Genomic DNA, 18,955 nt, shown 5'->3' on the forward strand with positions numbered 1-18,955 from the left:
TTGGAGTGAGCTTATGTTAAAAGAAGTTGCAGTTGAAAATTATACTTTGATTCCTCGTGCAGTCGCTGTCGGTGCGCAAAGAATTGAACTTAATGATAACCTAGCAGTTGGTGGCACCACTGTTAGTCATGGCGTTATGGCTGAAGCCGCACGCTATTTAAATGAAAAGCAAATTCCGCTAGTTGCTATGATTCGGCCGCGTGGTGGCAATTTTGTTTACAATGATACTGAATTAAAGATGATGGAATCAGATTTATTTGTCGCACAACAGCTAGGTGTTGATGCCGTCACTTTTGGTGCCCTAACAGTTAATCACGAGCTTGATACCGAAGCCATGGAAATGTTAATTGGCGCAGCTGGTGGTTTAGATATTGTGATGCACATGGCCTTTGATGAAATTCCCGTCAACCAACAAGCGGCAACAATTGATTGGCTAGTTGCGCATCATGTCCAACGAATTTTAACCCATGGTGGTCCATTAACTGTGCCAATTGAACAACATTTAGCTCAATTAGCGCAAACAGTTGCTTTAGCTGCAGATCGAATCGAAATTCTCCCTGGTGGTGGTATTACTGCGGATAACGCTGAACAAATTGGTAGTTTCTTAGGCGTAAACCAACTCCATGGCACTAAAATTCTTGGTGCACTTGAATAAAATCAATGGTTCTTGCCCCATCACCTAAAACATGCGGTAACAAAAGTCAATTCTCCAAAAAATAAAATAAACTTTAACAACTGAAACGTGTTCACAAAAGAAAAAACGGTTCCGCTTAACGCAAAAATGTCGAGCAATTCTAACGAATTGTTCGGCATTTTTTGTTAATGCGCAACGGAAGATTATCTTTGGTCGCCCGCTGCTTATTTATATCAATCAGGATAAACTATTAGTCGCAAATAGTATTACGCTGACTAACTGTTTTTTAATGCCGGTCATATTAACCACGTTTACGAATTTCATTGTGGGTCGAATGGTGCCAAGTGATGGCTGCTGTTTTGTTGAAACCAACAGTGTTAGCCACAATGTATAACGGACGTTGACGACTGGCAGCAAAGATGCGACTTAGATAAACACCAAGAATCCCAATGATCAAGAGAATTACCCCACTGCAAAGGCACATCATAAAAACTAAAAGTGTGATATTCGTCGCTTGCCCCACGATTAAACTAATTAATCCTAGTAAAATACCAAAGCTAATTAAAATAGCGCTCAGCCAAGTGGCAAACTTTAATGGTACGGCTGAAAAAGAAGTAATACCATCAAAAGCTAATTTAATCATTTTCTTCAAGGGATACTTGCTCTTACCAGCCAAACGTTCATGACGTTCGTATTCAACCGCAGTTTGCCGAAAGCCGACCCAACTGACTAATCCACGAACATAAGGATCATCTTCGTTGACCTTTTTAAGAGTTTCGGCAACTTGGCGGTCAATTAACCGAAAATCACCAGTATCAGTTGGGATTTGAATCGTCGTTAATTTAGCAAGAATGCGGTAAAACCAATGCGCACTGATCTTCTTAAACCAAGTTTCACCATCACGTTGAAGTCGTTTACCATAAACAACTTGATAACCTGCCTGCCACTGCTTGATCATCGCCGGAATTACTTCTGGCGGATCCTGCAAATCGGCGTCCATGACCACGATTGCATCGCCACTTGCATAACGAATTCCTGCTGTAATAGCAATCTGATGGCCAAAGTTGCGAGAAAACTGGACCAACTTCAAATTATGATATTTTAAGCGGGCATGTTCCACAATGGTGGCACTATAATCACGCGAACCATCGTCTACAAAAATCAATTCATAGTCTTGGGGCTGCCCGGCAACAAAATCCTCTAAAGTCTGAATCGTGGTCGGTAAAATTTCGTGTTCATTATAAACTGGTAAGACAATTGAAATAAGTTTATCGGTCATTGTCTGACTCCTTTCTGCAGTAAAATTACGATACTAATTAATGCTTGATAAATCATAAAGCGTACCAGTTTGGTCCATGCCACCAGTAGCTGTCCCGGCTTGTTTAGTACCAGTTGGCTTATTTGGTGGTGTACCACTTGCTTGTTTTGACGTACTTTGCGTCTGATTAGTCTGAGCAAAATTCTGGCTAGTTGTCTGACTATATTTCTTAGTTGCAACCTTCGTACCATACTTTTTAACCCAAGTGACAATTTCGTTATCACTACTACGACCAGAAACATAGAAGTAGCGCACCTGACCATTTTTTACTAATTGTTTAAACTTGGCCAAGCTAATCGCATTGTCAGTACCATTAAAGCCGCCAATAGCCATGACTGCTTTCCCGGTCGCAATGATATATGGTGCCGCCGTTCCTGAATCAGTCGTGGCAAAAAGATAAGTTGCTTGACCTTGATTTTTTTCTAAATAAGTTAATAACTTCTGATTAACAGTCCCATTACCTAGACCACCTTGATTGCTTGCTGTCGTTAACAGAGCCGGTCCAGCGTAAGGAATGGCTGCCGATTCAGCTGCGATCGTTGGCGTTAAGGACCACCAAGCTGGGGCAATCACTGTCCCGATAATTCCGGTAATCAGAATTACTGGGAACCAATGATGTTGACGCGCACTATCCTTAGCCACAAATAATAAAGCCACCGTGGTAACACCGGCAATCAAAATCAACCAGGCCAACCAAGAATAATTCTCATAAACATACCAAGCTTGTAAGGCACTCGTTCCTAAAATCGCCACTGGCAATAAAAAGGTTGACCAACGTAAGTGTTGCCGGAAGAACTGTTGCCACATTGTTGGGAGACCAATCCCTACTAAAGCAACAATTGCTGGTGCCAACATGATCATATAGTAAGGATGAAAGAAACTTGCAATAGAGAAGAAACCATAAGTTAGTACTAACCAGCCTGTCCACAACAAGACTTCATTCTGACGTTCACTAGTTTGGAACCAACGCTGACGCCGACGTCGATAGTAAGCTAAGGCACTAATCAGGCCCAGGATCGCAATGCCCAAAAACCAACTAACTTGCTGTCCCAAAGCCTTTTGGAAGATTCGGAATGGCCCCAGCCGTACCAATGTTAAATGCACCACCGGCACCACCATTACCACTAGGTCCGCCTTGTTGCCCACCAGTCTGACCGTTTGGCTGCTGACCGCTCCCAGATGTTGATTGCTTGCTGGAGCCAGTTTGAGGATTGTTACTTTTTCCGGGAAGCCCACTTGGCGGATTACCACTAGGTTTTGTGCCGGTTTTGCCACCATTCTTCATATTTGGTGGTGTCATCCCACTGGACTTTTTACCGTTCGGCGGTGTTGGCGCAGTCTTATTTGTCGCTTGTTTGCCAGTCGTTTTACCAGTCGTGGTCACTTTTTTAGTCGAATTGCCCATGCCGCTAAAGCGTGAACCGATCCCGGTTGATTGTCCTAACAAACGCTGACTACCGTTATAACCGAAGGCCAACTCTAAAACTGAATTGGTTTCTGAACCACCTTCATAGGGGCGCTGATCAGCACTAGTTAAATCCACCGCTACTGGCCATAACAATGTAAAAAATGCTAAGGAAATCGTTGCCAGAACTAAATGACCTAGCTTACGACGCCAACTTTTGCGTGTTGCCAACCAATAATACAAATACATTACCGGCAAAATCATAAAAGCTTGTAACATTTTAATATTAAAACTAACGCCAATTAAGCCGAAACTTAACATGACCAACCAAGGGCGGCTAGCCTTAGTCGCTTTCTGGAGAAAATACAACGCTAATAATAGGAAAAAAATTAAAGTAGCGTCCATGTTGTTCGTCCGCGAATCAGCCACAACAATCGGCGTCAATGTCATGGTCAAGGCGGCTAAGTTGCCAGCCAGGCGACCAAACTTGGGGGTTACTAAACGCGCGAGCAAATAGACCGACCCGACACCAAAAAGTACTGAGGGCAAAACAATACGCCAACCGTGAACACCGAAAATTTTCGCACTGATGGCCATAAACCACAATGCCACTGGCGGTTTATCCACTGTAATAAAACCAGCCGGATCAAAACTAGCGTACCAGAAATTCTTCCAGCTTTTAGTCATACTAACAATTGCAGCAGTATAAAAATCATTGGCATTGCCTGCTGCCCAAATTTTCCAACCATACAAAAATAGTGCTAAAATTAAAATACTAATCAGAAACCAATCAACTTGCAGCTTACGACTCTTTTTTACAGATTGACTTGGCGTAGCTGATTGTCCTGTAGCAATCGTGCTTTCTTTTACTGGTGCCAAAGACATCACCTCATCCTTAAATAAGTTCATTGATATGATGCTAAAGTGAACATCATTACCAGTTAATTACTGATTGATTTGTTTTAAAATTATTAATCAATCAGAACTTATTTCTAAGTTTAGCCACACCACCATAAACCAAGATTAAAACGATATGAAATAAATGTGATCTTTTTAGGAGTAAATAATGATGAATCCCAATATTCTACTAATTGAAGATAACCTCAAACTTGCTGAAAGCATCCAGCAATTTTAAAAAAAAGATGCGACTGTCACAATTATTAGTGACGGCCTAAATGGTCAAGTTGCCGGCGAGTCCGGTACCTTTGACTTAATCATTCTTGATTTAATGCTTCCTGGCAAAAACGGTTATGAGCTCTTAAAAGCTTGGCGGCAGCAAGATCATTTAAATTTTCCTGTATTGATTTTGACCGCTAAAGATACCTTACCAGATAAGGCGAATGGCTTTGCTTTGGGCGCAGATGATTATTTAGTTAAGCCATTTCATCGCGAAGAATTATTAATGCGAATTCAAGCATTATTGCGCCGCAGTGGTCAACAACAAACCGTTCAACAATTGACTCATGCAAACCTAGTCGTTAATCTTGCCGCCCGAACTGTTCTAGTTAATCAGCAATCATTAAATTTGATTGGTAAGGAATATGATTTACTTGTTTATTTATTAGAGAATCCCGGAATTATTTTGACAAAAATGCAGATTTTCCAACGCATTTGGGGACTGGACTCGACAACTGGTCAGACAGTTGTGGAAGTTTATTTAAGCACTCTACGTAAAAAGCTCAAACAAGCTCAGGCCCAATTAAAAATAAAAACAGTCCGCAATGTTGGTTATTTGTTGGAGGATTAGGATTAGGCCATGAAAAAAACAACTACTGTGATCCAACATCAACGTTGGCAATTATTCTGGGCTGAATTATTTAGTTTTAGCCTAATTTTTGTCGTGTTAGCCTTGATTATTTTAAACTTGTATCAGCGAACTTTATACAATGATGTGGACCAAAATCTGAATCAACAACGAACGCAACTTACTTCAACCAAAGGACAACCAAAAAACGCACCTAATTTGCCATTTCAGGCCAATGCAGTCGTCTTCAATCAAAACGGTCAGATCAGTAATCAAAATTTTTTAGGTCAGCAAAATTACAATCTGTTTAAATCAATTAGCTTGGATACAAAAACCCTTAATCAGCTGCAAACAATCACGTTAACTAGAAATAATAATCAAGCTAATTTTAGGACATTACTAGTTAAGGCCAGTCGTAAGAATCCCAATCCTGCCTATGCTGGTCATTATGTTTTACTTATTCAGAATATCGATCCACAAATCAATGCCTTCAATAATTTTCGCTTGGTATTATTATTCACACTAATTATTTGCGGTCTCTTGGCGGTTATTATTGCTTATTTCCTGACCCAACGTAGTATGCGACCAATTATTCAGTCTTGGCAGAAGCAACGCGATTTTAGTGCCGATGCAGCCCACGAGTTACGCACCCCACTCACAATCATTCAAAATAATCTCGAGTATTTATTGACCCAGCCACGACAAACCATCATTGATTAAATTGAACCAATCAATACGGCACTCACCGAGACCACACAGCTTAAAAAAATCACGGGCGAGCTATTAATGCTGGCTCGTGCTGACGCAAAAGCCTTGACCAACCAGCCAACAACCATCAACAGTCTTGAGTTCTGGAATCAAATAGTGACACCCTATCAGGAAATCGCTAGTCAGCAACAAAAGTCTTTACTACTACAAAATTTCTATCAACAAAAGTTTGTGGCCGATCCAACGCAAATCCGTCAATTACTGGTGATTTTATTGGATAACGCCCTTAAGTATACTCACGCCGGTGATACCATTACTGTCACCATTAAAGCTCAGAACGGTCAGTTAGCAATCGACGTTAGCGACACCGGAATTGGCATTAGTCCTGAGGCCCAAAAACATATTTTTGATCGTTTCTATCGAGCAGATCATTCACGTACCCAACAAACTGGCGGTAGTGGTTTAGGCCTAGCCATCGCGCAACTTATTGTTCAGCAGCATCAAGGCCACCTAGCAGTTCAGGCCAATCATCCTGCTGGTACAAAAATGCTGGTTCGTTTACCACTAAAGTCACCGCGTACCGAAAAAGCAGCCTCTCGCAAACGACACTAACACTCACAACAATAATTTTTTTGGCTAGTTACAATCAGAAATATTGTCTAATGACCATGCACTGGTAAATAAATAGTCTGTTTGACCGCCTTCAGAAAATAAAATTGAAGACGGTCAAACAGACTATTTTAACGTTAAGTGCCACCAATTTTTCGCCGTGACTACATTGCCATTAACAAACTAAACCACAAAAATCAACTGACCCCACTCTTTAAATAATTACTTATAAATTTCTTACATAAAAGCATGAATAAAGACTTGCGCAATACTGAAATAAATCAGCACACTTGTTAAGTCACTCAAGGTTGTGATAAAAGGACCACTAGCGACAGCGGGATCAAAACCTAATTTATCCATTAACATTGGAATCAAGCTTCCGGCCAAGTTGGCAACAGTGATGGCGGCTGTCATTGCCAAACCAATCGTTAAACCTAAGGCAAAATTCTGCTTCCAAAAACCGACAATTAACATGATGGTTAAGCCAGTAATCAAACCAGTCACCAAACCAGTCAGAATTTCACTGACGACCAAGCGCACAAGTTTAGGCTTATCATTGCCCTTAAAAGCCAGGCGCCGAACAGCAACGGCCAAACTCTGAGTACCAGCATTACCGGCAGTCCCAGTAATTAAGGAAATAAAAACAGCTAAAATACTGGCTTCACTTAGCAAGTCCTCATAATGATTGATCAAAGTAGCTGTTGACATCCCCAAGAAAAGCAACGTAATCAGCCAGGGTAACCGTTTTGAAGCAGCCTTCAAAGGATTATCTGAAACATCTTCCACATCGACCCCGGCTAACCCAGAGTAATCTGCTTGAGCTTCGTCATCAATAACTTCAATAACGTCATCAACCGTGACAATTCCTACTAAGCGTTGCTGATCATCAACAACTGGTAAAGCAATAAAATTATAATCACGGATCTTTTGAGCAACATCAGCTTGTTCATCATGAACACTGGCAGTGATTACTTGAGCAGTCATAATGGTGGCCAACTTGGTATCATCATCGGTGACAATTAAATCTCGTAACGTGATCACACCCACCAAACGCTGATCGGCATTAACTAAATAGACATAGTAAATTGTTTCCGCTTCGTCAGCCTCATGTTTCAAAATAGTGAGTGCTTCACCAACCGTTAACTCCGCCTGTAAGGTAATGAAATCGGTAGTCATGATCCCGCCGGCAGTTTCCGTATCGTAATGTAATAATTTGCGTAACTGACTGGCATCAGCTTTATCCATCAAATTCAAATAACGATCAACTTCGTCTTTAGGCAAGTGCTCCAAAATATCCGCTGCGTTATCATCAAACATACTATTCAATAAGCTAGCGGCATAGCTCGTGTCCATTTCTAGTAATAATTCCCGCATTTCTGGTAAATCATCTTCAATCGTATCAAAGAAATCGCCAACTTCATGGGGGTCCAAAATCTGATAAAGTTTTTGTCGTTGCTCGGGCACTAATGAGAGGTAAAACTGAGCCTGATCATAAAAATGCATATCCAAGAATGCTTTACGAAAAACTTTATTTTCGTTTTTCGTCAGCGCTTGTAATAATTTCGCCTGCATTACCTTGTTCGTCCCATTATTTTGCTCCATAATGTCACCCCACGATTAAAGTTCTTACGTCACACCAAGTTTAAATGAGCCCATAATTGAGCCATATCTGCTGGCAATGGCGCAGTTAATACGATTTCTTGCTGCTTGATTGGCTGGTAGAATTTTACCTCGGTACAGTGTAACGCTTGGCGTTGTGCCTCAATTGACATTGGGCCACCATACAATTGATCACCATATAGCGGGTGCCCTATTGCCGCTAAGTGTACTCTAATTTGATGCGTTCGACCAGTCAGCAAGGCTAACTTGACCAAAGTAGCCTTGGCAGTACTGGCCTGCACTTGATAGGAAGTTTGTGACGCTTTGCCAGTCTTAGTAATAATCCGTTTCATTGAATGCTGTCGCTCACGACCAATTGGTAAATCAATTAAACCTGAGGTCTGAGTAAATTGCCCTTGAGCAATTGCTAAATAAGACTTTTGCAAGGTATGGGTCTTACCTTGCTGTGCCAGTACGCTATGCCCATAAGCATTCTTGGCAAAAATGATCAAGCCTGAAGTATCCATATCCAAGCGCGTCACAATATGAATACTAAGGCTCTCGGCATTTTGCGCCTGAAGATAACCCTTAACTCGATTAGCAATCGTGTCAGTTGCATGCGTCCGCGATGGGATCGAAGGAACACCGGCCGATTTATTCAGCACCAAAAACAAATCATCTTCGTAAACAATTTCTATTGGTAATTGACTCGGTTGAATAGTCGCAGCCGCCAATTCTGGGGCCAGAAAAACCCGAATCACGTCCTGATCATGTAGCTGATAATTGGTATAACGTTCACGATGATTGACAAAAATTTGTCCGCCTGAAAATTTCAGACGGGCAAGTTGGGCCTTAGAAAAACCCTTTTGTTTAAGGAATGTTTGTAAAATCATTGGTTGCGGCCAAGCATTTTTAGCTTGATAAGTCCATTTAAATTCCATGCGTTAGGCGCCGTTCCTGCTGGGCATTTCCCAAGAAAGCATCTTCAACTCGCGACCAGAAATGCATGTGGCGATATTTAGCAAAGCGAATCCGTTCTTGCGCAATTGAGTATCTAATTTGTTTAATTGAGCGATTATGACTACTCATTTGATCAACCGTCAAAGTATAATCAGCCGCCGAGCTTGCTTTAATCGTGATCCATTCATCTGGGGCAATCACAATTGGTGATGACAGTGTTCGAAAGACGCGATTATTGATCGAAGCAATTTCAGTCATTTGTAACGCCTCTAAACGTGGATGTAACACCGCTCCACCAAGTGACTTACTATAAGCAGTGGAACCCGTTGGCGTTGCGACACAGATACCATCACCTCGAAAGCTCTCGAATAACTCATCGCGAATATAAATATCGGTTTTAATTGTTAACGCATTGCGCCGGATCGTTGACTCATTTAATGATAAAAAGTGACTCGGCTCTTCTTGATCTTGATAATCAACTGCGACGCTTAATAAGGGATAGCTAACACTCTGACCTTGATCCTCATTAATTGATTGGACTAATTCTGGCAACTCATAATCACGCCAGTCAGTATAAAAGCCAAGATGACCAGTATGAACCCCAATAAACCGCACTTGATCCAACTGGTGATTGTAGCGATGAAAGCTATTAAGCAAAGTACCATCACCACCAACACTAATAACTAATTCTGGCTGTCGTTCGTCCAGTGTATGCCCAGAAGCAAGTAAACGTTGTTTCAGTTCAGTCGCAACGCGCTGAGATTGATTACCTGGATTTCCTAAAACTGCAATTCTCATAGCTTATCCTCATTTTTCTCTTGATCAGTTGGCGCCTTGTCGTTATCCTTGGTCCCTGGTGCATTTGAAGCGTCGTTCGGGTCATCATCAGCTGTCGTGGTAGACGCTAGTCGATGCGCATCACTGTCAATTAATTTATGGCCATACGCATAACGTTGTGCTTCTTGAATTTCCTCACGAATTTCTGACATTTCTTGATCTAACATAAATGATGCCTCAGCAGCACGCTTAAGCCGGGCACTGATGTCTTCAGGGAACGCCCCATTGTATTTATAATTTAATGAATGTTCAATTGTCGCCCAGAAATTCATGGACAATGTTCGTACCTGAACTTCAACTAAAACTTTTTTGGTATGATCTAACATCTGAATTGGATATTCAATGACAATATGATAAGAGCGATAACCACTCGGCTTGCTATTCGAAACGTAATCACGTTCCTCAATGACAGTCATGTCATCTCGTTGCCGTAATAAATCGGCAACTTGATAGATATCTTCAACAAACTGACACATAATCCGTAAACCAGCAATATCCTGCATATCAGTTTCTAGAACATCTTCACGAATAAAGCGCCGTTTCATTTTTTCTTGAATGCTGCCAACTGGTTTGACTCGTCCAGTCACAAACTCAATTGGTGAATGTTCGCCAGCAGTTTGATATTGTTGACGAATGGCACGAAACTTCAATTTCAACTCATCAACAGCTTGACTATAAGGCATTAAAAAATGTGACCAATTTTCAATCATATTAAAATTCCCCACTCTTCGTAATCCACATTTATTTTAACACACTTCTTGCTCTTAGCGCGGGGAAACCGGATATCGTACCAGCGTTAAAAGCTAACCGTACCAATTATTTCAACTGCCCGCCAGCACCGAATAATATGCCTTAACTAGTTAACCTCAATGACCCTTATTAAGGCTTGAATTTTTAGCCGATTATTTTCTAACTGGCACAGCTAGCGGCCAAATAGTTGTCTAGTTAAAGCAAAAAATTGTGCACCGTCATCAAGCTGTAATACTTAATTCAAGCAATTTTAATGCAGTTCATATATGGCCATGTTAGAATAATTTTTGGGAGGTCAGACAATGGCGACTTTAGAGGTTGAATTTAAGAATTTACTAACAGTCACAGAGTATGACGAGTTGCGTCAAGCTTATCCGTTTGGTCAACCCTTCCTGCAGCAGAATTATTATTTCGACACGCCGGATCGCTTATTACAGCAAGCACATTGTGGTTTGCGCATTCGCCTTTTTGTCGATTATGCTGAACAAACGTTGAAAGTGCCAGCGCCCGTGACGACACCGGCGCGACACCAGTTATATGAAATCACTGATCGTTTAACACTTAAGCAGGCAGCTCAATTATTGGACCAGCATCAGATCTTAATGACTGGCCAATCGATTCTTGCCTTAGCAAAATACAAGCTTGACCCGCGGCGGCTTAAGTTAATTGGTCAAGGAACAACTAAACGACAAATCGCGAAGTTACCAGTTGGTGATTTAACTATCGATCGCACTTCTTATCCTAATGGTCGACAAGATTTCGAATTGGAACTGGAGACCTCGGAACCAATTCAGGCCAACAACTTTTATCGTGATTTACTACAACAACATCAAATTCCACAGCGTCCACAACTAAATAAAGTTGCTCGAGCCGTCAAAGAATTTGAAAACGATTTTAAACGTAATTAATAATTGTAATTGGTTAAATTCTTCGATCATTATTGAGTAAGCGGGTCTTCTAGACGCTGAGTTACTCTATTTTTATTCTGAACTTACGATTAATATGGGGGAACAACCTTGTTAGAAATATTTATGTTTGCCAATCCCATTGGTGAGCTTTGTTTAACAACTGAAGTAAATATTATGCGTGGTCTTAAGCAACATCAACAAAGAGCACAGATAAATTTAGTACCAATGACTAATATGCGGATTGTAACCGATTATCTTCAAAGAAACCATCTTGATGACCATGATTTGGCCTTGCGTAATCAAGTCATGACCATCACCTATCAATCAATGCTTGACTTTAAGGCAGCCTCCTTTCAAGGTAACAAAAAAGCCCGTGCCTTCATGATGAGTTTACAAGAACATCTCTGTGATGCTGGACTTAGCCATTATTCTGACCAATTAGTTGAACAGATTGCCGACGAAGTTCAACTTGACCAAGATACATTCTGGGACGATCGCAAAGGGCAACTAGTTCAAGACTTATGCCACGCTGATCGCCAGCTAGCAAATGATTTAGGTGTACTCAAAACGCCATCAACTGTTTTTGTTGACTATCGCCATAATCCTGATGGCGATGGTATTCTAATTAATGGTTCTGTTTCCCAAGTCCTAATTGACCAATTATTAGAAGATAAACTGCCACAACAACAATCTGATTTCGATAGCCAACGGCCAGTGCTAAAAATTATTAGCAGTCGGACTTTATCCCATCTTATTTAGAGCAAAGCAGCAACTCTACTAATTAAATCTAGCTCGTTAAATTACCCAAGTACAATTCTGATCGTCGAATCAGAATTGTACTTGGGTTTTTTACCATATTTTTCAGTTTTCTATTTCGAATCGGTCCAGCAACTATTTAACTGCGTGTTTCTGAATTGGTTTGGGCAACAGTGGCCACTGACTTTGTAAGTACAGTCGACTTCGTTGTGACCAATTTAGTTCGTGATACTGTAGATACCAAGCAATTTGCCGTTCTAACAACACCGACCATTGTTTGGTACTTGGCGGTAAAACCTGGGGTAACCACAAGCACCGTGGTAAATCGGTTAGCCGCAAACCTTGCTGATAACAACGATCTTGCCAATGCCACCAACGCGTTGTTGGCCAGTGCAATTGTTCAAATAACCATAGCCGCGGGTCAAATGACAAGGATTGCGGTCTGAGCACTCGGGGCAAGCCTACAACACGTTGCCGAGCCACCAACTGAATAAATTCTGCTAATGGTAACCACGCTAGCTGATAATAAAGTTGACTTGCTGGTGGTCGATACTGCAAATGCTTCAATAAACAAACTTGCCGCCGCTGAGGTTGCCAATAAGCTAAATAATATCCCCAATACTGACCATAACTAATATAATGACGTGCGGCTTTCACAGGTACCTGACCGGCAGACCAATAAGTTGCGCCCAACAACCAAATTTCATTGACCTGTAAGCTTTGATATGATACATGACGCTGTGTCAATTCTACCAACGATAAGGGCGCACATTGGAATTCTAAAGCCCATTTTTGTCGACCATGTTGCCAATAAACATCGGCCCGTCGTTCCTGATCACTCCCTAAAATAACTTCAGTTTGCGCAGCCACACCTAGCTGCTGCATTTCCTGATAAAGTTGTAATTTGCCTTGTTCGTGTAACTGACTTTCAGCATAGTTGGTCTCGAAAGCTGCCACATGACGAAAAAAAGGCCGCCCTCGACCAGAAATAACTAACTGAACTGGTTGTTGGCAATTAGGACAACGATAATTTGCTTGGCGCGGTAAATCTCGCTGAGCATTAATTAAACGATTATCGGCTTGTAAAGCAGCATACATTTCTCATCACCAATAATAATTACGCCAACTAATAAAAAAAGACCGCGACTGTGCTAGAAAACAAAACCAGCTATAACAACTGAAGCGTGTTTTCCCCAGAGAATCGGTCCAGCTTAACGCCAAAAAGGCGAGCAATTCTGCCGAATTGTTCGCCTTTTTACGTTAATGCTCACCAGCTAAACGTCTTTACCGCGTGCCGGCCTTTTTGTTCAGTTCATACTTAACAACGGTGCTAGTCTAGTCCTTCTGATGATCATTTAAGAAATAATGTCGGATCAACTGTAAGGCGACTTGATCCATGATCTTCTCACCATACTCTGCTAAAACTTCAGCAGTAACTGTTGTCTTCTGACCATATTCTTTCGCAATCGTTAGCGCATCATCAGCACTGATATCATGCATCTCATCTTCAAACAGGACTAACTCAAGGTAAAATGCCCCTTGATAACGATATAAATTGGAGATGGCTGAATCCACTCGCAAAACACTGGCCAATTGAATCAAGGCCTCAAAATCAGGTAATTGTAAAACAAGTTGTCGATAATTAACATCCCGATCCTCTAAATAATGGCTGAAATCGTCATCATCATCCTGATCGGTACCTTGTAATTTACGTTGTAACGCTGCCAATTGGCTATTATTCTTTTTAACTTTTGCTTTTGGTTTAAAAGCTGATTGTAATTGTTCCTTCTCGGCTAAATCTTCATCTGACATTTTACTGATCAGAATCTCTAAACCCTTCTTATTGGGCATCACCTGAAACGAAACCGCCTCATCGCTGGCAAACATATGATCTGTGTCAACCTCTTCTAGAATAGAATAGAAGAACTTCTCGACTTGTTGGTGGTCACCCAGTAAATCCAAAACTGTGACCCCACGCTCAGCTAAATCATCATTGCCAAGAATGACCCGGATCGTATTTTCATCAATTCGTTCCATTTCCATTAGGTCCACCTCATTTCTGCGACCAAAGGACTCTTTGCCATCATCGACAAAGTTCATCCCTATCTAAGCAGTATACTACACCACCAGACTTAAAAAAACCGACTAAACTACTTTTTTATCTTTATAGTCACTTACTAAAGTATAGTAACACGAATTAACCAGATTGTGAAGTTACTTCAGCTTTTAAAGATACAAAAATTCCGTCCAGCCAAATGGCCAAACGGAACTAAATTCAAGTAGGTAACTTAATAAACGATTCACCTACCAGTTAAATTTTTTAATTTAATAACCAGCCAATAATTGTGCTTGCTGTAATTCCAATGCCCGTACTTCCCGGGGTAAGAAGCGACGGATCTCATCTTCATTATAGCCAACTTGAAGACGTTTATCGTCCATAATAATTGGCCGACGTAAGAGGCCAGGATTTTGCTCAACTAAGTCGAGTAATTCATCCATCTTGAGGCTGTCTAAATTGACATTTAATTCCTGAAATACTTTCGAACGAGTTGAGATAATTTCCTCAGTTCCATCTTCAGTCATTCGAAGAATTGCCTTAATTTCGTCCTTACTTAATGGCTCAGAAAAAATATTTCTTTCCTTGAAAGGTATATTATGTTCTTTAAGCCAAGCACGGGCTTTACGGCAGGATGTGCAACTTGGTGATGTATATAAATTTACCATGACGTTCGCTCCCTTATAACATAATCTTGAACATAACTAGATGTTTCCCTTATCAATTCACAAGTTAATTATAACCATTCTAGTGAGAAAAATCTAGTTAAATTCAAAAAAATTGTAAAGAAACTGAAATATACATGGTATGACCAAATATACTTTCTTGATATATCAATGTTAAACTTGATTCGCGTTTTATATAATAATTTGATTAATCAAATATTTTTCTTGTTATTAAGATAATTTAAATATTCTGTATAAATTAGTTGTTAACCGCCTGTTAAAAATGCCGTTACCACTAGGCTTACTTAAAGTTAGTAGCCAATCATGCATAATTATTTCATACTTCTAGAGTCAAGCCACGACTAGCTAGCAAAATTGGTATAGTTGGTGCTGCAGCTTTCACCTCAGCCAAAAGTTGTTGATGATCAATAGTTTGTGGTAAGTGACTAAGCAAGACTCGATGCGCTTTTGCGGCCATTGCCAAGTTGCCGGTTTGTCCAGAAGTTAGATGCCACATTTTCCCCGTTTTTTGATTATTAAAATTCGTATCTGTAATCAGCAAATCTGCTCCTTGAACAAAATCCGCTAATTCTGGAAAATAAGCACTATCAGCTGTAAAAGCCAAGACTTTACCGCTTGCGTTAACAATCCGAACAGCAAAGGTCGGCACTGGATGAATGGTCCGCTGAAAAGTAATGGTCCAAGGCCCTAATTTTAAAGGCACATCAGGATCATACGCCTGAGCCCTAGTCGCATTAGTCCAGGTCAAACTAGGAAAATTCAATAAATCTTCAGTATGCCCATAAATCGGCAAAATGGGTTCTTGACGCTGACCAGATCGTAGTTGCCAATAATATTGAAGAACACCCACATCAGCAATATGATCCTGGTGATAATGGGTTAGCAATACCGCATTTAATTGTAGCGGATCCAAATGACGCTCCAATTCTGTCAAAACGCCACTCCCACAATCTAACAATAAATGGTAGCCACTCTCTTCAATTAAAAAACCTGTCGTTCCCGCTTTAGCAGTTGGATAACCACCATAATAGCCTAAAATAGTTATTTTCAATAATATCTAGCTCCTTTTGATCACAAAATTATTGTAATCCTTGCTGAGTAGCTCAGCAAAAATCTTACTTCACTGGAAAACCTATTTAAAATTGGCGCTGATTACTAACGCGCTTGTTGTTCTGGTGGTCTATTCATCTTAATGATGCGACGATAATTATAGGCCGTAAATAAGTAGAAACACCAATAAATCACAAAAACCACTGCCGTTAACAAATATAGCAGTTTTAATGGTAAGTGATTCAAATATAGCCCCACAAAGCGCATCACGAGTAGCCCATTACCAATCCCAAAAATAACCGGGCTAAGAAAAAGCAAGCGATTTTTCCAATTGCTGTAACGCAATAGATAATGCTGTTCAATACCCATTTTGGTTAGGGTTAAATAATCAAACCGTGTTCGCTCTACTTCGGATAGTTCCCGCAAGGAACAAACACTGGCCCAGGCAAAAGTCATCAGAATGGCCAATAAACCAATCACAAAAACAATCGCGCCCAAAACCCGCTGTAACAAGACTTGAGCTGGACCACGGACCGAATAATTAGAACTAATATAGGCGTTAGTTAAATCACGTTTGACATCCTGATAAATGGTAATTTTAGCTTTTTGCAACTGTTTAGGGTAAGTGTAACGCATTTGGCGTGAAGCCTTAGACTTATAGGAATTATCGTCAATCTTTTGCAGGAAGTTACTGTCAGGGGCAATTTTCATCAAGCGGTAGCCCACCAGTACCCGACTATTGGTGTCCGGAATTTGTTCAAATATATTATCCGGCACCACTAGAACATTGCCGAAGAAAAGATTACTGCCAAAGGGATAAACCCGAGAAAAAGCGACAATTTGTAAGCGAGGTAATTTAGCGTCAGCAAACTGCACTTGATTCTTCATTAACTCATGCAAACGCACATGCTGATACTGAAAGTCGGCCGATATGAATAGTGCTTGGTTACGATCAAGAATTACTGGCAGCAAGTTTTTTTGATGCCGTTGAATCTGCAAATAATTATGCATCCCGACAATTTCAATCGGCATAGTTGCCTGTGACATAATCACTTCACTTTTCGGGCCGTGAAACGCCACTGGCATAATTTTTACAGGCAAGTGAGCCAATCGCTTTAATTGACCACCACGTGCTTTAATTTGTTGCAAAACCTGATCATGATATTGGTGATCAGCCACTAGATCTATCGGGGCTTCTTCCTCTAAATTACGAAAGCCATCTGAATATAGTACTGATGCGAAGCCCAATAGTACCACTGAAGCAGTAACAAATAGAGTTGTCAGCGTTAATGATTGATGATGGAATTGCACTTCTTGGCCAGTAGTCGCAAAATCCAAAATTCGCTGCTGGCGATAGGCCCAGTTTGTCCCTTGCAACCAAGCAAAGAGTGCAGGAATCGTATTTCGAAAACAAAACCAAATACCCAAAATCAAAGTTATCATAATTAAGCCTGTATTTAAGGTAGCGCGATCACTGAAGCGCAACGTTTCCATAAAATGAATCCAGCTTAATTTAAAAATTGCGACGTATCCAGCAATAATCAATAAAGGCCCTAACCAAGCTAGTAATCGATTAAACCAAGAATTTCTTTGCCGAATACCCTCCAAATCATTGGGATACAGTAATCTGACCGTTCGTAAACTAAAAATTCGCGAACTATCAAAAATGCCAACTAATATAAAAACAATCAAGAAACCTAAGCCAGTTTTCCAGAGTGCTGCTAAGGAGAACCAATGATTAGTCGCTGCGTGCAACCCCATCAACCTGAGTAGCAACATGGCAAACAACTTATTAGTTAGTAACCCCAATATCAAGCCAAAGCCCAACGCTAATAATTCACCAAATAGCGTCTCCAAGAAAAAAATTAAAGCAATTTGACTCCGTGATAATCCTGAGATAATCATTAAGCCAAGCTCTGGTCGATGTTGATGAATAAAAAAGCGATTCGCATAAAAAATAATTAAAACGCCAAAACCTAGCAACGAAAAAAACAACAGCAATAAAGCGACTAATGCCGGATTTCCTTGACTAATTTGATTAATAAATGAATCTTGATAGGTCGTTAAACAATCGTAAGAAACCATGACCAGTAAGGCCAGAGCAACTAAATACAAAACTCGACCAGCTAAATGGCGGCGAAAATTCTTAATCGCGGTTTCTAAAATCACTTATTTTGCCTCCACCAATTGCCGCTTGCATGTCAATAATCTGATTAAAAAACTGCTGACGACTACCAGAACGAACAACCTCTGAATAAAAGGCCCCATCCTTAATAAAAACAATGCGATTACAATAACTAGCGGTAAATGCATCATGAGTCACCATCATAATGGTTGTTTCATTTTCTAAGTTAATTGTCGCCAAATACTGAAGTAATTCGGTTGCTGATTTGGAATCCAGACTTCCTGTTGGTTCATCCGCAAATAAAATTTTAGGTTGCGTCATCAACGCTCGCGCTGCGGCGACGCGCTGCTTTTGTCCAATCGACAGTTCATTTGGGTAGCGATTCAACAACTGCTTTAAATTTAGATGCTCACTGTAGTATGCTAAACGCTTCTGAACTTCCTCACGTGGAATCTTCAACATTGATAAAACCATTATTAGATTTTCACTAACTGATAACGCTGGGAGTAAATTGAAATCCTGAAAAATAAACCCAATATTCTCACGACGAAAAGTAGCTAAATCACGTTCTGGCAAGGCCGTAATCTCTTGCCCGGCCAGATAAACCCGACCAACTGACGGGTGATCAATTGTTGACATAATATTCAACAACGTTGTTTTCCCAGCACCAGACGGACCCATTACCCCGACGAACTCACCACGATCGATGGTGAAACTGATATTATTCAGGGCGCGCACTAAATTATTACGGGCACCAAAACTTTTACTGACTTGCTTGACTTCCACCATTCGCATGCCAAAATCGCCTCC

19 protein-coding genes are annotated in these 18,955 nt (G+C 40.7%); 6 read left to right on the forward strand and 13 right to left on the reverse strand.

Going from position 1 to position 18,955, the window contains the following annotated elements; translation table 11 throughout:
- Positions 1-13 precede the first annotated feature (13 nt).
- The gene (locus tag EKM81_RS02915) at positions 14-655 is read left to right on the forward strand and encodes a copper homeostasis protein CutC (protein WP_125648188.1); all 642 of its coding nucleotides are present in this window, start codon (positions 14-16) and stop codon (positions 653-655) included.
- Positions 656-935: 280 nt separating this feature from the next.
- Here the strand turns inward: EKM81_RS02915 and EKM81_RS02920 are convergent, their stop codons facing one another.
- Genes EKM81_RS02920 through EKM81_RS11490 form a run of 3 tightly spaced genes read right to left on the reverse strand, consistent with a single transcriptional unit; the run spans position 936 to position 4,266 of the window.
- A complete protein-coding gene (locus EKM81_RS02920) occupies positions 936-1,913 on the reverse strand; it encodes a glycosyltransferase family 2 protein (protein ID WP_125648191.1) in 978 nt (325 codons plus the stop codon).
- 33 nt (positions 1,914-1,946) lie between these two features.
- Positions 1,947-3,056, reverse strand: coding sequence for a mannosyltransferase YkcB-related protein (locus tag EKM81_RS11485; protein ID WP_318531223.1), 1,110 nt, complete (start codon positions 3,054-3,056; stop codon positions 1,947-1,949).
- Positions 2,989-4,266 carry an ArnT family glycosyltransferase gene (locus tag EKM81_RS11490; protein WP_318531224.1) on the reverse strand — a complete coding sequence of 426 codons (1,278 nt, stop codon included), beginning with the start codon at positions 4,264-4,266 and terminating at the stop codon, positions 2,989-2,991. The genes EKM81_RS11485 and EKM81_RS11490 overlap by 68 nt, the downstream gene beginning before the upstream one ends.
- 250 nt (positions 4,267-4,516) lie before the next feature.
- Between EKM81_RS11490 and EKM81_RS02930 the strand changes: the two genes are divergently transcribed.
- The 3 genes from EKM81_RS02930 to EKM81_RS02940 all read left to right on the forward strand — a co-directional run bounded on the left by EKM81_RS02930 (position 4,517) and on the right by EKM81_RS02940 (position 6,421).
- On the forward strand, positions 4,517-5,104 hold the full coding sequence (locus tag EKM81_RS02930) for a response regulator transcription factor (protein WP_318531225.1): 588 nt from the start codon (positions 4,517-4,519) through the stop codon (positions 5,102-5,104).
- Between the two features lie 9 nt (positions 5,105-5,113).
- Positions 5,114-5,821 carry a histidine kinase dimerization/phospho-acceptor domain-containing protein gene (locus tag EKM81_RS02935; RefSeq protein WP_125648194.1) on the forward strand — a complete coding sequence of 236 codons (708 nt, stop codon included), beginning with the start codon at positions 5,114-5,116 and terminating at the stop codon, positions 5,819-5,821.
- 66 nt (positions 5,822-5,887) lie between these two features.
- A complete protein-coding gene (locus tag EKM81_RS02940) occupies positions 5,888-6,421 on the forward strand; it encodes a sensor histidine kinase (RefSeq protein ID WP_125648197.1) in 534 nt (177 codons plus the stop codon).
- A gap of 234 nt (positions 6,422-6,655) precedes the next feature.
- On the opposite strand, the gene mgtE is transcribed toward EKM81_RS02940, so the two are convergent.
- Genes mgtE through EKM81_RS02960 form a run of 4 tightly spaced genes read right to left on the reverse strand, consistent with a single transcriptional unit; the run spans position 6,656 to position 10,524 of the window.
- Complete coding sequence (gene mgtE / locus EKM81_RS02945; RefSeq protein WP_125648200.1) at positions 6,656-8,020, reverse strand: magnesium transporter; 1,365 nt, start codon at positions 8,018-8,020, stop codon at positions 6,656-6,658.
- Between the two features lie 29 nt (positions 8,021-8,049).
- Positions 8,050-8,958, reverse strand: a complete 909-nt coding sequence (locus tag EKM81_RS02950; protein WP_125648202.1) for an RluA family pseudouridine synthase — start codon at positions 8,956-8,958, stop codon at positions 8,050-8,052.
- Positions 8,948-9,775, reverse strand: coding sequence for an NAD kinase (locus EKM81_RS02955; RefSeq protein WP_125648205.1), 828 nt, complete (start codon positions 9,773-9,775; stop codon positions 8,948-8,950). The genes EKM81_RS02950 and EKM81_RS02955 overlap by 11 nt, the downstream gene beginning before the upstream one ends.
- Entirely contained in the window at positions 9,772-10,524 is a 753-nt protein-coding gene (locus EKM81_RS02960) for a GTP pyrophosphokinase (protein ID WP_125648208.1), read from the reverse strand. Before EKM81_RS02960 ends, EKM81_RS02955 begins: the two co-directional genes overlap by 4 nt.
- Before the next feature lie 342 nt (positions 10,525-10,866).
- On the opposite strand from EKM81_RS02960, the gene EKM81_RS02965 reads away from it, so the two are divergent.
- Positions 10,867-11,472: a CYTH domain-containing protein gene (locus EKM81_RS02965; RefSeq protein WP_125648211.1), complete on the forward strand. Its 606-nt coding sequence runs from the start codon at positions 10,867-10,869 to the stop codon at positions 11,470-11,472.
- A 108-nt stretch (positions 11,473-11,580) separates the two neighbouring features.
- Positions 11,581-12,231, forward strand: coding sequence for a DsbA family protein (locus tag EKM81_RS02970; RefSeq protein WP_125648214.1), 651 nt, complete (start codon positions 11,581-11,583; stop codon positions 12,229-12,231).
- 132 nt (positions 12,232-12,363) lie between these two features.
- On the opposite strand, the gene EKM81_RS02975 is transcribed toward EKM81_RS02970, so the two are convergent.
- The 6 genes from EKM81_RS02975 to EKM81_RS03000 all read right to left on the reverse strand — a co-directional run bounded on the left by EKM81_RS02975 (position 12,364) and on the right by EKM81_RS03000 (position 18,940).
- A complete protein-coding gene (locus EKM81_RS02975; RefSeq protein ID WP_125648217.1) occupies positions 12,364-13,326 on the reverse strand; it encodes a competence protein CoiA in 963 nt (320 codons plus the stop codon).
- Positions 13,327-13,563: 237 nt separating this feature from the next.
- The gene (locus EKM81_RS02980; RefSeq protein ID WP_125648220.1) at positions 13,564-14,271 is read right to left on the reverse strand and encodes an adaptor protein MecA; all 708 of its coding nucleotides are present in this window, start codon (positions 14,269-14,271) and stop codon (positions 13,564-13,566) included.
- A 282-nt stretch (positions 14,272-14,553) separates the two neighbouring features.
- Positions 14,554-14,952 (reverse strand): transcriptional regulator SpxA, encoded by a 399-nt coding sequence (spxA, locus tag EKM81_RS02985; RefSeq protein WP_125648223.1) that lies wholly within the window; start codon positions 14,950-14,952, stop codon positions 14,554-14,556.
- Positions 14,953-15,286: 334 nt separating this feature from the next.
- Entirely contained in the window at positions 15,287-16,021 is a 735-nt protein-coding gene (locus tag EKM81_RS02990) for an MBL fold metallo-hydrolase (protein WP_125648225.1), read from the reverse strand.
- A 104-nt stretch (positions 16,022-16,125) separates the two neighbouring features.
- Positions 16,126-18,189 carry an FtsX-like permease family protein gene (locus EKM81_RS02995; RefSeq protein ID WP_125648228.1) on the reverse strand — a complete coding sequence of 688 codons (2,064 nt, stop codon included), beginning with the start codon at positions 18,187-18,189 and terminating at the stop codon, positions 16,126-16,128.
- Entirely contained in the window at positions 18,167-18,940 is a 774-nt protein-coding gene (locus EKM81_RS03000) for an ABC transporter ATP-binding protein (RefSeq protein WP_225420156.1), read from the reverse strand. The genes EKM81_RS02995 and EKM81_RS03000 overlap by 23 nt, the downstream gene beginning before the upstream one ends.
- Positions 18,941-18,955: the final 15 nt, after the last annotated feature.

Origin of the sequence: Lapidilactobacillus gannanensis, from assembly GCF_003946675.1 — a bacterium.
Classification (GTDB): Bacteria; Bacillota; Bacilli; order Lactobacillales; family Lactobacillaceae; genus Lapidilactobacillus; species Lapidilactobacillus gannanensis.

Coding starts and splice junctions, on each gene's coding strand:
- EKM81_RS02940 (WP_125648197.1), top strand. CDS start 5,888: ATGCTGGCTCGTGCTGACGCAAAAGCCTTGACCAACCAGCCAACAACC.
- EKM81_RS02955 (WP_125648205.1), bottom strand. CDS start 9,775: ATGAGAATTGCAGTTTTAGGAAATCCAGGTAATCAATCTCAGCGCGTT.
- EKM81_RS02920 (WP_125648191.1), bottom strand. CDS start 1,913: ATGACCGATAAACTTATTTCAATTGTCTTACCAGTTTATAATGAACAC.
- EKM81_RS02950 (WP_125648202.1), bottom strand. CDS start 8,958: ATGGAATTTAAATGGACTTATCAAGCTAAAAATGCTTGGCCGCAACCA.
- spxA (WP_125648223.1), bottom strand. CDS start 14,952: ATGGTAAATTTATATACATCACCAAGTTGCACATCCTGCCGTAAAGCC.
- EKM81_RS11490 (WP_318531224.1), bottom strand. CDS start 4,266: ATGAACTTATTTAAGGATGAGGTGATGTCTTTGGCACCAGTAAAAGAA.
- EKM81_RS02960 (WP_125648208.1), bottom strand. CDS start 10,524: ATGATTGAAAATTGGTCACATTTTTTAATGCCTTATAGTCAAGCTGTT.
- EKM81_RS02965 (WP_125648211.1), top strand. CDS start 10,867: ATGGCGACTTTAGAGGTTGAATTTAAGAATTTACTAACAGTCACAGAG.
- EKM81_RS02915 (WP_125648188.1), top strand. CDS start 14: ATGTTAAAAGAAGTTGCAGTTGAAAATTATACTTTGATTCCTCGTGCA.
- EKM81_RS03000 (WP_225420156.1), bottom strand. CDS start 18,940: ATGCGAATGGTGGAAGTCAAGCAAGTCAGTAAAAGTTTTGGTGCCCGT.
- EKM81_RS02935 (WP_125648194.1), top strand. CDS start 5,114: ATGAAAAAAACAACTACTGTGATCCAACATCAACGTTGGCAATTATTC.
- mgtE (WP_125648200.1), bottom strand. CDS start 8,020: ATGGAGCAAAATAATGGGACGAACAAGGTAATGCAGGCGAAATTATTA.
- EKM81_RS02980 (WP_125648220.1), bottom strand. CDS start 14,271: ATGGAAATGGAACGAATTGATGAAAATACGATCCGGGTCATTCTTGGC.
- EKM81_RS02975 (WP_125648217.1), bottom strand. CDS start 13,326: ATGTATGCTGCTTTACAAGCCGATAATCGTTTAATTAATGCTCAGCGA.